This is a genomic window from Microvirga roseola (assembly GCF_020866965.1).
Lineage (GTDB): Bacteria > Pseudomonadota > Alphaproteobacteria > Rhizobiales > Beijerinckiaceae > Microvirga > Microvirga roseola.
On the sequence record NZ_JAJATX010000020.1, the window covers coordinates 51,846 to 65,430 of the forward strand.

The window sequence follows — 13,585 nt, forward strand, 5'->3', positions numbered from 1 at the left end:
GATGCCCGAGAGCACTGGTCAGGCGGCCATGCTCTGGAGCGCCTCCTGGCAGGCCTGCTCGCCGCGGCGACACGACTCGGCATTGATCCGGCAGTGCTCATGTTCGCCCGCATGGCGCTCACACTCGTCACCGCACATCCGCAGGGCAGTCGCGCAGGCTTCCAGCATGCGCCGGATCACCTCCTCGTTCGAGCCCGTCCGGCGGGTGGCAACTGAACCGGTAGCGACGCATACATCGGCACAGTCGAGGTTGAGACGAATGCATTGGCGCAACTGCTGAACCATGTCCTCGGCCAGGCAGGCGTCGGCGCAGGACGTGCAGGCCTGAGCACAGGAATAGACCCTCTCGATGCAGCGGATCAGGGCATCGTTGGTGTTGCCTTTGACGTCCGGATGGCTGCTGATCATCTCTTGCGCATGCATAAGCGTGTTCTCCAGAAGGAAATGAAATCCTGTCGGAACTGCGGGGAGCGGAGAACGGTTCCGCCCGTTGGATCTCGCATTGCCGGTGAGGGCTTGCGAAGGCCGCTGGCCAGCCGTCGGACCAACATACAGGTGGGGGGTATGGTTCCGGACCAATCGGCACCTCATGCGTTGTCGCCGAGGAGGTACTGGAGCGTGATGGCTGGTTCGAAGGAAAAGCACGGGGGCAAGGATGTCGACCACATGCAGCAGCTTCCCCGCCTGCGCCGCATCGAGGGCCAGGTGCGCGGTGTGCAGCAGATGATCCAGGACGGGCGCTACTGTGGCGACGTGACCAATCAGATCAATGCGGTCATCGCCGCGCTGCGGCGCGTACAGGCTGACATGCTGAGCGATCACCTGAAGGCCTGCATCGAGGCGAGCCTGTCCGGGGACCTCTCCGAGGGCGAGCGCCAGCGCCTGGTGGACGAGATCGCCCGCCTGATAGCCGGGCTCGGGCGCCGCCCATGAAGCAAGGCCCCCGGCTGGCCGCGGACCTCAGGACGGGCTTGGGAGCTCCTCAACCGTTATGGTCGTCATCTCGCCGTCCCGGCGTTCGCGTGTGACTCGCACGCGGATGCCCGCCTCGCGCGGACTGCCCATGACCACCTTCGGCGTGGCGGCAGGTTCAAGCAGGTCCATTCTGCCGGTGGAGAGCAGCCATGGCATCTGTCCATTATGAGATTGTCGAGCACGATGGCGGGTGGGCCTACAAGGTCGGGGATGTCTACCCGGAAACCTACTCCACCCATGACGAGGCAAGGAATGCTGCGGAACGGGCCGCTGCCGAACAGCAGGTCCCCGGAGAAACCACGGCCATCGAATACCAGGATGAAGACGGCCGCTGGCATGACGAAGTTGCCCGTGGGCAGGATCGGCCCGCGACGGACGTCAAAGGGTGACCGGCTTCGCAGCACCGGGCGCCGGATCCAGACTAGGGCCTTTCAGCTATCCTATCGGCTGGTGGCCATATCCTGAGCTGCTGAAGACCTCGGGCGCCCCTCACGGATAGACTGTCGTATCCCAAGTCCACGAGCCTCCGATCTCTGCCAAAGGTTTTCGGCCCGAACCATAGCGACCGCCATTCAGCACGCTGGGACGGCACCTGGCGCAGGCACAGTGTGTCCGCACCCGGCCGGTCGCAGAGTTCATTGCGCTGAGTCAAACAGCTCCGACGACTCTCATGCCAAGCTTAGAAAATTGCGCTTGACCTTACCACGATTGGAAGGCGCACAACTATGCCATCGTCAACGCCGAACGGAGTTTGTCCCATGTGCGGATGCAGCACCCACCAGTCCCAGGCCGGCCAGGCCGCCGAGCGCGACCCGAACGCCCTAGCCCTCAAGGTCGAGGACATGACCTGCGGCCATTGCGCGGGAGCCATCACCAAGGCGGTCGAGACCGGCCTGCCGGGAGCGAAGGTCGAGGCGGACCCGTCCTCGAAGATCGTCCTGGTGCGCGGCACGTCCGACATGGCCAGGGTACAGGCGCTCGTCACCGAGGCCGGCTACACCCCCAGCGCAGCCTAGAGCCCCCCGGGCGGTGGCCCGCCGCCGCCCGGTTCAACCCCGTGAGGAATGCTATGCGAATCCTGCCAGTCCTTGCCTTCGCCACGACCCTGACCGCCGCCTCCGCTTTCGGGGCCGCCGCGGGCCCGGGCCATGCCGGCCACGATCACTCCGGCCATGACCACGCTGCGGAAACGGACTACGGACGCCCCGGCGACCCCGCCAAGGGCGGCCGGGTCGTCCAGGTCGTCATGAAGGAGACCGACAGCGGGATGGCGTTTGCGCCCGAGCGCATCGAAGTCCGCCAGGGCGAGCAGGTCCAGTTCGTCCTGCGCAACGGCGGCGAACTCGAACACGAACTGGTCATCGGCACCGTCGAGGCCAACCGGGAGCATGCCGAGGAGATGGCGAGCCATCCCGACATGGCCCACGAGGACCCGAACGCCAAGCGCCTCGGCCCGAAGACGTCGGGCGTGCTGCGCTGGCAGTTCACCCAGGCGGGAACCTTCGAGTACGCCTGCCTGATCCCCGGCCATCGCGAGGCCGGCATGGTCGGCACGGTGGTGGTGAAGTGAGGCACTGTTTACCAGGCCGCACGAATCCGCCATAACCGGGCCTGGTCGGCCACCCCACAAAGGCCATAAAGACCGTCGAGGTAACTATCTTGAAACCGTCTACCCGTCAGATCATCCGCTGATCTCTGGAGCGAATCGTTGAACACCCTGTGGACCCACTTCCGACGCTTGGTCATGAGCCTGATGCTCATGGCGGTGACGTCGTTCGTGCTCCACAGCGGCGCGCTTGCGGGCCTCCATCGGCACGATCAGCGGTCGCCTGACTGCCAGGCGACGGCCTCCATCGGGCATACGCACCAGGCCGGCGCGCATGTTCACCAGGTGTCGCACGACCATGGGGATGGCGCGGTCCACCACCACGTCCAGGCCGACGCGGTGGAGGAGATAACGGCGGACGGCCAGAAGGCCGACGCCGGAGCCCCGGCTCCCTGCTGCGCCAGCGCCTGTCCGATTGCCCTGGCGCCCCTGAGCCTGGATGTGACCTCAGTCCCGATGACCCTGGCGCTGTCCCTCGTTCCAGTCAGCCAGCGCGGAACCGGGACCGACCCAGGCCATCTCAAGCGTCCGCCGAGACCCGTCAGCATCGCGTAACCGAGCGACCGGCATGGGCCGTGTCGCTCCCGACGACATGCTCATGACTTGGGAACTCCCCTATGCTGACCCGTTCCACCGGCGCCGTGCGCCGCATCCAGGCCGTGCTCGCGGCCCTGGGCCTTCTGACCGCCTTCGCGACTGCCGTTCTTGCGCATGAGGGCCATGACCACGGCGCGCCTTCGCCCGCCGCCGTCACCACCTCCAGCCCGCGGGTAAGCGCCCAGTCGGACACCTACGAACTGGTCGGCATCCTGCGCGGCGACAAGCTGGCGCTCTATCTCGACCACTTCGCCACCAACGAGCCGGTCGCCGACGCCCGGATCGCCGTCACCATCGGCGGCGATCAGGATGTCGAAGCCGAGCCGGCACCCGACGGCATCTATGCCGTCGCCTCGCCGAAATTCGTCGGCGAAGGTCCGCTGGAGCTCATCTTCGCGGTGACCGCCCCGAGCGGCGACGACCTGCTGATCGGCACGCTGAATCTGCCCGCCAAGGCAGTGACCGCAGCTCCCGTCCCGACCGGCGCGTCTCCGCTCCAGGCTTTCCAGAATGCTCCGAACGTCCGCATCGGCACCGTCGAGATCCCCACGCCCTATGCGGTGGCCGGGGGGCTGCTCGCCCTCGGCTTCCTGCTTGGCGTCGCGGTCCGCAGCCGCAACAAGCTCGTGCCGGTAGCTGGCGTTGCGGTAGTCGTCCTCATTGCCTCCACAGCCTACGCCTTCGCCCATGAGGGGCATGACCACGGCGAGGCTAAAGCCGCCCTCCCCGCCGGGGACACGCCCCGCCGCCTGCCGGACGGCACCGTCTTCGTGCCCAAGCCGAGCCAGCGCCTGCTCGATGTGCGCACGGTCGTCACCAAGCCTGAGGCGGCCCAGAAGGCTGTCAGCCTCATCGGCCGTATCATTGCCGACCCCAACCGCTCGGGCCTCGTGCAGAGCATCAATGGTGGGCGGATCATCGCCCCGGAGGGCGGCCTTCCCCGTCTTGGGCAGACCGTTCGAAAAGGCGACGTGCTCGCCCTGATCGAACAGCCGCTGGCCCAGGCCGACCGCACGAGCCTTTCCGAGCGGGTCGGCGAAATCGAGCAGGAGATCGCCGTCGCCGAGACCAAGCTCAAGCGCGTGCGCCAGTTGGCCGTGCGCAATGTCGCGCCGCCGAGCCAGGTCACCGATGCCGAGATCGAGCTGGAGGGCCTGCGCCGCCGGCGTGAGATCGTGCGCCAGACCCGTGTCGAGCACGAGGAGTTGCGCGCGCCTATCGACGGCACCATCGTGGCCGCGCGCGTAGTCGCTGGTCAGGTCGTCGGCTCGCAGGACGTGGTGTTCCAGATCGTCGACCCGAAGGGGCTCTGGGTCGAGGCGCTCGTCTATGGCGAGGTCGATCCAGCGAAGGTGACGGGCGCCAGCGCGACCGCCGCCGCCGGCACGCCGCTGACACTGACGTTCCAGGGCTTCAGCAAGGCGCTCCAGCAGCAGGCCACCATCGTGCAGTTCGCGGTCGAAAACCCGCCGGCGAGCCTCGCTGTGGGCCAGCCTGTCACGGTCGTGGCCCGCAACGGAACCTCGAGCGAGGGGATCATTCTGCCCCGCGACGCCGTGGTGCGTGGCGGTAACGGCGAGCCGGTGGTGTGGCGCCATACGGACCCGGAGCGGTTCGAGGCCAAGCCTGTTCGGACCGACCCCTTCGATGCCACCCGGCTGGTCGTTCGGGCTGGTTTATCCGAGGGCGAGCGGATCGTGATCCGCGGCTCCGAGCTCATCAATCAGATCCGGTGAGGCGGCGATGTTCAATTTTCTCGTCAGCAGCAGCCTCAAGAACCGGCTCTTCGTCATTGCCGCCGCGCTCGTCCTCGTCGCCTACGGTTCGTGGATCCTGCCACAGGTGCCGGTGGACGTATTCCCCGACCTCAACCGCCCAACCGTCACCCTGATGACCGAGGCCGAGGGCCTCGCCCCACAGGAAGTGGAGCAGCTCGTCACCTATCCGCTTGAGACCGCGATGAACGGCATGCCCGGCGTCACGCGGGTGCGGTCCGTCTCGGGCGTTGGCCTCTCCATCGTCTATGTCGAGTTCGACTGGGGCACCGACATCTACCGCTCGCGCCAGCTCGTGGCCGAGCGCCTGGCGCTCGTGGGCGAGCAGCTCCCGCGCGGCGTCACGCCCCAGATGGGACCGGTGACCTCGATCATGGGCGAGATCATGCTGATCGCCATCACCGGCGACACGGTCTCGCCGATGGAGGTGCGCGAGATCGCCGACTTCGTCATCCGGCCGCAGCTCCTCACAATTGCGGGCGTCGCCCAGGTCATCCCCATCGGCGGAGAAGTCCGGCAGTACCGGATCGTGCCGAACATCGCCGCCTTGCAAGCGCTGGACGTGACGCACGAGCAGGTCGAGCAGGCGGTCACGCGCTTCGGCACTAACACCGGCGGCGGCTTCGTCGACCAGCATGGGCGCGAGTACCTGATCCGCAACGTGGGTGTCACGAAGCGGCTGGAGGACCTGCGCAACACCGTGGTCGTGCACAAGGATGGTCAGCCGATCTTCCTGCACCAAGTCGCTCAGGTGGACTTCGCCCCCCGGGTGAAGCGCGGCGATGCCGGGTTCCAGGGCAAGCCCGCCGTCATCATCTCGGTCCAGAAGCAGCCTGGCGCCGACTCAGTCGACCTCACAGGCAAAATCGAGGCGGCGCTCCGGGACATCCAGAAGACGCTCCCGCAAGGCGTCTCCGCGACCAACCTGCAATTCCGGCAGGCCACCTTCATCGAGACCTCCATCGGCAATGTGAAACAGGTTTTGCTGGAGGCCGCGGCCGTAGTCGCCGTAATCCTGGTGCTGTTCCTGATGAACGTGCGGGCGACCGCCATCTCGCTCACCGCGATCCCGATCTCGATCCTGGTGACGGTCATCGTCTTCCATGCCTTCGGTCTCACCATCAACACGATGACCCTCGGCGGGCTCGCCATCGCCATCGGCGAGCTCGTCGACGATGCGGTCGTGGACGTCGAGAACATCCTGCGCCGGCTCAAGGAAAACCGGGAACTACCCAATCCACGCCCGGCGCTGGAGGTGATCGCGGCGGCATCCCAGGAGGTGCGCTCCGGCATCGTCTACGCCACGGCGATCATCATTCTGGTGTTCATTCCGCTCTTCGCGTTGTCCGGCATCGAGGGACGCCTCTTCGCGCCACTCGGCATAGCCTACATCGTCTCGATCCTGGCCTCGCTCGTCACCTCGATCACGGTGACGCCGGTTCTGTCCTATTATCTGCTCTCGGGGCGGGCGAAGACGCATGACCGTGACAGCTTCGTGGTGCGGCACCTCAAGCGCGGCAACGCGGCCCTCCTCCGCTGGGCTTTTGGGCATCGCGGCTTCCTGTTCACGACCGTCACGCTCGGTGTCGGGCTCGCGGCCTACGGCGCGACGCTGCTGCCCCGGGCCTTTCTGCCGCCGTTCAACGAGGGCACACTCACCATCAGCTTGGCCTACAACCCTGGTATCGCATTGTCCGAGAGCCACCGCCTCGGTCTTGTGGCCGAGAACCTAATCAAGGACGTACCGGAGGTGATCTCGGTCGGGCGCCGCACGGGACGCGCCGAGCTCGACGAGCACGCGGAGGGCGTCCACTCGTCCGAAATCGATGTCGACCTGAAGCGGTCCGAGCGCTCGAAGGAAGAGGTGATGGGTGACATCCGCGCCCGCCTCGCCGTGCTTCCGGCGACGCTCAACGTCGGCCAGCCGATCTCGCACCGTCTCGACCACATGCTCTCGGGCGTGCGGGCCGAGATCGCACTCAAGATCTACGGCGAGGACCTCGACACCCTGCGTACCCTGGCGGAAGGCCTGCGCGAGCGTCTCTCAAGCGTGGAAGGTCTCGTCGACCTCCAGGTCGAGAAGCAGGTGCGCATCCCGCAACTGCGCATCGATGTGGACTACGAGAAGGCTGCCCTCTACGGCCTTACGCCGGCGACCGTCACCGATGCCCTGGAGACAATGTCGAACGGGCGCACGGTCTCGCAGATCGTCGAGGGCAGCCGTCGCTTCGACGTGGTGATGCGGCTTTCCGACCAGGACCGCTCCACGACAGGTCTCGGGGACCTTTTGATCGCAACGCCGACCGGCCATGTGCCGCTGCGCATGATCGCGAGGATCGAGGAGACGGACGGGCCCAACCAGGTGCTGCGTGAGAACGGTCAGCGCCGGATCGCGGTCCTCGGCAACACCGACGGCCGGCGCGACATGGCAGCGATCATCGCCGACATCCGCCGCATCACCGCCGAGACGCAGTGGCCGCAAGGTTACGTCACCCGTCTGGAGGGCACCTTCCAGGCGCAGGAGGAGGCCACGCTGCGTATCGGGGCGCTCTCGCTCCTGTCGCTCGCGATGGTGTTCGTCGTGCTCTACAGCCGCTACCAATCCCCGGCGCTGGCGCTGATCATCATGGGCAACATCCCGCTGGCGCTGATCGGCAGCGTGATAGCGCTCAACATCGCCGGCCAGCCGCTCTCGGTCGCCTCGATGATCGGCTTCATCACGCTCGCCGGCATCTCGGCGCGCAACGGCATCCTGAAGGTTTCGCACTACATCAACCTCGCGCTCTACGAAGGCGAGCGGTTCGGGCGGGATCTCGTCATCCGCGGCAGCCTGGAACGGCTGACGCCGGTGCTGATGACCGCCCTGTCTGCGGGATTGGCGCTGATCCCGCTCCTGATCGGAGCGGACGAGCCCGGGCGGGAGATCCTGCATCCGGTGGCGGTCACGATCTTCGGCGGCCTGATCTCGGCCACCCTGATCGACACCGTTCTCACCCCTGTCCTGTTCCTGGCCTTCGGCAGGAAGCCCCTGGAGCGCATCCAGGCCAGCCGCGAGGGCAAGGCGGGAGCGCTCAATCCCGCGGAAGCCTTCTGACCCACGACTCAAGGAGAAACACCGTGAAGCATCTCATCCTCGCTCTGGCCATCGCAACCGCTTCCTTGGCGGCGACCGCCCACGAGGTCGCCAAAGGCCCGAACGGCGGCCCCGTCGTCGACAGCGCCGGCCATCACGTCGAGATGGTCGCCAAAGGCAGCGAGCTCGTCCTCTTCCTCACGGAAGCGGACGACAAGCCGCTGTCTTCCACGGGCACGAAGAACGCCCGCGCCATCGTGCAGGACGGCGGCAAGACGGCGACCGTCCCGCTCCAGCCCGCCGAGCCCAACAGGCTCGTCGGCAGCCTTCCCCAGCCCCTCGGGGCGGGCGCCCGCGTGGTCATCTCGGCGACCATGGCCGATGGCCATGCCGTGCAGGCCCGCTTCGTCAATAACTGATCTCAAAGGAGACACTGACATGAGGACTTTCATTCTTAGCGCTGCCCTCCTTGCCCTCACCGGCCCTGCCCTGGCGCAGGCACCCGCCGATCACCAGCAGCACCATCCTGGCGGAACGCCTGCGCCGCAGACGCAGGCTCAGCCCCAGATGCCCGAACAGCCGCAGGGCCAGATCCCGATGGGACAAATGATGCAGAACATGCCCGAGCAATGCCGGGCCATGATGCAGAGCATGCCGCAGAACTGCATGGGTATGATGCAGCAGATGATGCAAGGCGGCATGATGGGCCAAGGCATGATGCACGGCCAGGGCTCGTCGATGCAGGGCTCTTCCGGACAGGCAGCACCCCGCTCGGAAGCCGCAAAGGCCTACATGGAGGCCATGGACAAGATGCATGGGCCGATGATGGAGGCCGCCCTCGATCCCGATCCGGACATCGCGTTCGTGAAAGGCATGATCCCGCACCACCAGAGCGCCATCGACATGGCCCAGGTGGTTCTGAAGCACGGCAAGGACGAGCGGGCGAAGAAGTGGGCGAATGACGTGATCCGCGAGCAGGAGCGCGAGATCCGCGAGATGCGGGAGTGGTTGAAGGAACGGGGCGCCCAGTAGGCCAAGCAGTGGGAGACAAGGGCGCGGACCGACACAAGCCATGGTCCACCCCTTCGGGCCGTCAAGGAGAGCGTCATGAACCAGGATCGAAAAGACCGGCAGCACGGGCATGAAGGCCACGGCCACCATCATGGGCATGCCACCCATAATCACGGACATGACGCCCATGCAGGAGACCACGATCATCACCACGAGCCGACCTCCGATGCCAGCAAGGTGAAGGACCCGGTCTGCGGGATGATGGTGGACCCGCACACGACGCCGCACCGCACCCAGCATGGCGGAAGGCCATTCTACTTCTGCTCGACCGAATGCCGGTCGAAGTTCGAGACCAACCCGGCCCAGTACCTCTCAGGCGAAGAGGCCAAGAAGACGGCCGAACCCGTGCCGGAGGGCACGATCTATACCTGCCCGATGCATCCGGAGGTGCGGCAGGTCGGCCCCGGCTCGTGCCCCATCTGCGGCATGGCGCTTGAACCGGTCCTCGTCACCGCGGACGCAGGACCGAACCCCGAGCTGGTCGATATGACCCGCCGGTTCTGGATCGGCCTGGTCCTCACGATACCGGTGTTCTTCCTGGAAATGGGCGGCCACTTCCTTGGCATCTCGCACTACATCGCCCAGCAGACCTCGAACTGGATCCAGATGATCCTGGCCACGCCCGTCGTGCTGTGGGCGGGCTGGCCTTTCTTCGTCCGCGGCTGGCAGTCGCTCGTCAACCGCAGCCTCAACATGTTTACCCTGATCGCGCTCGGCGTCGGGGCGGCCTGGATCTACAGCATGGCCGCGACCCTTGCGCCGGGCCTGTTTCCTGCCCTGCTGCGCGGCCCCGATGGCGCCATTCCCGCCTACTTCGAGGCCTCGGCGGTCATCACTGTTCTCGTGCTCCTCGGGCAGGTTCTCGAACTGCGGGCGCGTGAGCAGACCTCGGGTGCCATCAAGGCTCTCCTCGATCTAGCGCCCAAAACCGCCCGCCGCGTGCGACCGGACGGAACGGACGAGGAGGTTGCGCTCGACACGATTGCCGTCGACGACCGCCTGCGGGTGCGCCCCGGCGAGAAGGTGCCGGTGGACGGCGAGGTGCTGGAGGGCCGCTGCTCGGTGGACGAGTCGATGGTCACCGGCGAGTCGATGCCGGTGACCAAGGAACCCGGCTCGAAGGTGATCGCCGGCACGCTCAACCAGACCGGCAGCTTCATCATGCGGGCCGAGAAGGTCGGGCGCGACACCATGCTTTCGAGGATCGTGCAGATGGTGTCGGAGGCCCAGCGCAGCCGCGCCCCGATCCAGCGTCTGGCCGATCAGGTATCGGGCTGGTTCGTGCCCATCGTGATCGTCATCGCGCTGCTGGCTTTCGGTGCCTGGGCAATCTGGGGACCGGAGCCGCGCCTCTCCTATGCCATCATCGCAGGCGTCGCGGTCGTCATCATCGCGTGCCCCTGCGCGCTCGGGCTTGCCACGCCGATGTCGATCATGGTCGGCGTGGGGCGAGGCGCTCAAGGCGGCGTGCTCATCAAGAATGCCGAAGCGCTGGAGCGCATGGAGAAGGTCGACACCCTGGTGGTCGACAAGACCGGCACGCTCACGCAGGGCAAGCCGAGCGTCACCGCCATCGTGCCCGTGGGCGACTTGTCCGAGACCGATCTGCTGCGGCTGGCCGCCAGTGTCGAGCGAGCCAGCGAGCATCCGCTCGCCACCGCGATCGTGGCCGCGGCCATGGGTCGGAACATCCCCCTCGCCGAGGTGACGGACTTCGACTCGCCAGTCGGCAAAGGAGCCCTCGGCACGGTGGAAGGCCGGCGCCTGGCGCTTGGGAACGCCAAGTTCCTGGCCGAGCAAGACATCCCGGTCGAGGCCATCGCCGGCAAGGCGGACGAACTGCGCCGGGAAGGCGCGACCGCCATCTTCGTCGGCGTGGATGGTCGCCCGGCTGGCATCCTCGCCATTGCCGATCCGGTGAAGGCTACGACGCCCGAGGCCTTGAGGGGACTGCGCGAGGAAAACATCCGGGTCGTGATGCTGACAGGCGACAACCGCACGACGGCGGAAGCCGTGGCGCGGCGGCTCGGTATCGAGGAGGTCGAGGCAGAAGTGCTGCCCGACCAGAAGAGCGCAGTGGTCGAACGCCTGCGCCGGGAAGGCCGTGTGGTCGCGATGGCGGGCGACGGGGTGAACGATGCACCGGCGCTTGCGGCGGCCGATGTGGGCATCGCCATGGGCTCAGGGACAGACGTGGCCATCGAGAGCGCGGGCGTGACGCTGCTCAAGGGCGATCTCATGGGCATCGTGCGGGCGCGCCGTCTCTCGCAGGCGACTATGAGCAACATCCGCCAGAACCTGTTCTTCGCCTTCATCTATAACGCGGCGGGCGTGCCGGTCGCTGCAGGGGTGCTGTACCCGTTCTTCGGCATGCTGCTCTCACCGGTGCTCGCGGCCACCGCCATGGCGCTTTCGTCGGTGAGCGTCATCGCCAACTCGCTGCGGCTGAGAATGGCGCGGATTTGAGCTTCTCCGGCCGTGAGCAACTGATATGCGTTGCGCCAGATCAAGGAACCGGCGGGAGGCACCTGCGAGACTTGGCTGTACGAAGGAGAGACAGCCGTGGACACGAATGCCCGTGCCCATCCAAGCCATCCAGCCTCCCGGTGGTCGGGCCTGATCCGCTCACCTCTGGCCTGGGCCGCAACGATGGGCCTCGGCCTTGCAGGGCTGTACCTCATCGTGACCCACACGGGGCACGTCCTTGAGGCCCTGCCCTATCTGCTCCTGCTGGCTTGCCCGCTTACGCACCTGTTCATGCATCGGGGTCACCATGGCCGACATGGCGGAGGTGGGCAGTGACGGAGGAAGGCTGGAGCCGCCTGCCGGACCCGAAATGGACATGAGGACGCGGCCCGCGAACGATGCCCTGCCTTTCAAGTTGACTACCATGCGTGGTGGCGTCAGCCACTGAAGTGGCCCGAAGACTGGGAGGTGCCCCGTGCGTGCTCGTCCCTCGCTGGACACAAGGATCATGGTTGCGTTCAGGCAGGCCTGCGCGGAGGACCGGCTCGACGTGGCGGACCACCTTCTGCCTGCACTCGAGCTGCTCGACGATCAACCGGAACCTGGCTCCCCGGTGGGGGAGGCCTATTCCAGGATTGTTCAGGTCTCCAAAGACCGTCGACGCCTGAAGCAGTCCACTTGACCGCATTGTGGGTGTGGCGGAGAGATCCTCCCGATCCCAGGCAATGTGCATCCGGTCCCCTTCGGACCAACGGCGACACGATGATGTGAGTTGTCTATCGGGTCCTCCCTCCCTAGGTTCACTGCATGCCGTTGCTCCGGTCCCTGTGTGCCTTTCTCGTCGTCCTCGCATTCGTGCTGGGAACGGTGATGCCTGCCCCACACGGGACAATGGCCCATGATGGGCACGACATGACCGTTTCGTCGGCCATGGACCCGATGCCGGCGGATTGTGACCGTTGCGATGGCGATGCAGCCTTGCCCATGGCTTGCGCGAAAGTGTTCTGTGCCGGGTCGGCCATGATCCTCGTCCATGCGGCCGTAGGACTGCCCGTGATCTCGGCCACACGGCCCGGAGGGAACCCCGACCTGGACGGCTCCGGCCTGACGCGCCTGCCTGACCCCCGTCCTCCTCGAAACATCCTGATCGGCTAAAAGCCGCGCGGCTCCGCAAGGACCGCTGGCGACACCGCCGGACGTGCGCACTTGCGCGTCCGCGATCCCGACCATGACTTGAGGAGAGCGAGATGCAGACGTCATCTCCCGTCACGCCCCTGGTGCGCCCGAGCGTATCCTGGGTTCCCCGGCTAAGAAGCCGGCGCGGCCTGATGCTGGTGGCCGCCACGATCCCCCTGGCCGGCAGTCTTGCCCTCGGCTGGCCCTGGCTTGTTGCGGCGGGCATAGCCCCGCTGCTACTCTCCGCTGCACCCTGCTTGGCGATGTGCGCCCTTGGCCTGTGCATGAAGGGCATGTCGGGGCAATCCTGCTCCGCTCCGGTCAGCCACAACGCTCAGCCATCAGCCAAATCCATAACGGAGACGAACAATGCGTGACGCCCGGAGGATTACCTTTGCGGCTGGCGCCCTGATCATCATGCTGACCACCACAGGGCTCGCAGCCCAGGACCCAAGCCATGCACCGGAGCGCCAGGTCCCGACGATGGGCATGATGCAGCAGATGAGCCAGATGATGGAGAACTGCAATCGGATGATGCAGGCCCACCTGGCCCAGCCCCACCACGAGCCGGAACAGCAACCCCGAAACAACCAGTAACGAGGGTCATGTGGGTCAACCGGCAGGCTCGGCCCGCTCCCTCCCGAGGATACAAACATGAAGAAGACCATCACGAACAAGCTCGCGCTGGCCGGAGCCGCCGCGCTCACGCTCGCCACCATCGGATACAGCGTCCGCTCGGAAGCAACCGAGACCCTGGAGGTCTCCAAGCTTCCGGCCCACACGCATGTTCACGGTCTCGCCGTGGATCGGCAGGATCCATCCAAGCTGCTCATCGCCACCCATCAC

At 66.3% G+C, this 13,585-nt stretch carries 17 protein-coding genes; 16 read left to right on the top strand and 1 reads right to left on the bottom strand.

Annotated features, from left to right (window positions below; genetic code table 11):
- Positions 1-18: 18 nt before the first annotated feature.
- Positions 19-423 carry a four-helix bundle copper-binding protein gene (locus LG661_RS13470; RefSeq protein ID WP_230532412.1) on the bottom strand — a complete coding sequence of 135 codons (405 nt, stop codon included), beginning with the start codon at positions 421-423 and terminating at the stop codon, positions 19-21.
- 198 nt (positions 424-621) lie between these two features.
- Between LG661_RS13470 and LG661_RS13475 the strand changes: the two genes are divergently transcribed.
- The 16 genes from LG661_RS13475 to LG661_RS13550 form a co-directional block, all read left to right on the top strand.
- On the top strand, positions 622-933 hold the full coding sequence (locus LG661_RS13475) for a metal-sensitive transcriptional regulator (RefSeq protein WP_230532413.1): 312 nt from the start codon (positions 622-624) through the stop codon (positions 931-933).
- Between the two features lie 191 nt (positions 934-1,124).
- Positions 1,125-1,364, top strand: a complete 240-nt coding sequence (locus LG661_RS13480) for a DUF2188 domain-containing protein (protein ID WP_230532414.1) — start codon at positions 1,125-1,127, stop codon at positions 1,362-1,364.
- Positions 1,365-1,733: 369 nt separating this feature from the next.
- On the top strand, positions 1,734-1,991 hold the full coding sequence (locus LG661_RS13485) for a heavy-metal-associated domain-containing protein (RefSeq protein WP_230532415.1): 258 nt from the start codon (positions 1,734-1,736) through the stop codon (positions 1,989-1,991).
- A 53-nt stretch (positions 1,992-2,044) separates the two neighbouring features.
- Positions 2,045-2,545, top strand: a complete 501-nt coding sequence (locus LG661_RS13490) for a cupredoxin domain-containing protein (RefSeq protein ID WP_230532416.1) — start codon at positions 2,045-2,047, stop codon at positions 2,543-2,545.
- Positions 2,546-2,683: 138 nt separating this feature from the next.
- Positions 2,684-3,136, top strand: coding sequence for a hypothetical protein (locus LG661_RS13495; protein WP_230532417.1), 453 nt, complete (start codon positions 2,684-2,686; stop codon positions 3,134-3,136).
- Between the two features lie 62 nt (positions 3,137-3,198).
- Entirely contained in the window at positions 3,199-4,914 is a 1,716-nt protein-coding gene (locus tag LG661_RS13500; RefSeq protein WP_230532418.1) for an efflux RND transporter periplasmic adaptor subunit, read from the top strand.
- A 7-nt stretch (positions 4,915-4,921) separates the two neighbouring features.
- On the top strand, positions 4,922-8,047 hold the full coding sequence (locus LG661_RS13505; protein ID WP_230532419.1) for an efflux RND transporter permease subunit: 3,126 nt from the start codon (positions 4,922-4,924) through the stop codon (positions 8,045-8,047).
- Positions 8,048-8,070: 23 nt separating this feature from the next.
- Positions 8,071-8,445: a hypothetical protein gene (locus LG661_RS13510; RefSeq protein ID WP_230532420.1), complete on the top strand. Its 375-nt coding sequence runs from the start codon at positions 8,071-8,073 to the stop codon at positions 8,443-8,445.
- Positions 8,446-8,464: 19 nt separating this feature from the next.
- A complete protein-coding gene (gene copM, locus LG661_RS13515; RefSeq protein WP_230532421.1) occupies positions 8,465-9,058 on the top strand; it encodes a CopM family metallochaperone in 594 nt (197 codons plus the stop codon).
- Positions 9,059-9,133: 75 nt separating this feature from the next.
- A complete protein-coding gene (locus LG661_RS13520; protein WP_268995462.1) occupies positions 9,134-11,563 on the top strand; it encodes a heavy metal translocating P-type ATPase in 2,430 nt (809 codons plus the stop codon).
- 96 nt (positions 11,564-11,659) lie between these two features.
- Positions 11,660-11,899 (top strand): DUF2933 domain-containing protein, encoded by a 240-nt coding sequence (locus tag LG661_RS13525; protein WP_407666710.1) that lies wholly within the window; start codon positions 11,660-11,662, stop codon positions 11,897-11,899.
- Between the two features lie 139 nt (positions 11,900-12,038).
- On the top strand, positions 12,039-12,245 hold the full coding sequence (locus LG661_RS13530; protein WP_230532422.1) for a hypothetical protein: 207 nt from the start codon (positions 12,039-12,041) through the stop codon (positions 12,243-12,245).
- Between the two features lie 125 nt (positions 12,246-12,370).
- Complete coding sequence (locus LG661_RS13535) at positions 12,371-12,718, top strand: hypothetical protein (RefSeq protein WP_230532423.1); 348 nt, start codon at positions 12,371-12,373, stop codon at positions 12,716-12,718.
- 92 nt (positions 12,719-12,810) lie between these two features.
- A complete protein-coding gene (locus LG661_RS13540) occupies positions 12,811-13,116 on the top strand; it encodes a hypothetical protein (protein WP_230532424.1) in 306 nt (101 codons plus the stop codon).
- Entirely contained in the window at positions 13,109-13,336 is a 228-nt protein-coding gene (locus LG661_RS13545; protein ID WP_230532425.1) for a hypothetical protein, read from the top strand. Before LG661_RS13540 ends, LG661_RS13545 begins: the two co-directional genes overlap by 8 nt.
- A gap of 57 nt (positions 13,337-13,393) precedes the next feature.
- Positions 13,394-13,585: hypothetical protein (locus LG661_RS13550; protein ID WP_230532426.1), on the top strand; the 192-nt coding region annotated here is incomplete at its 3' end.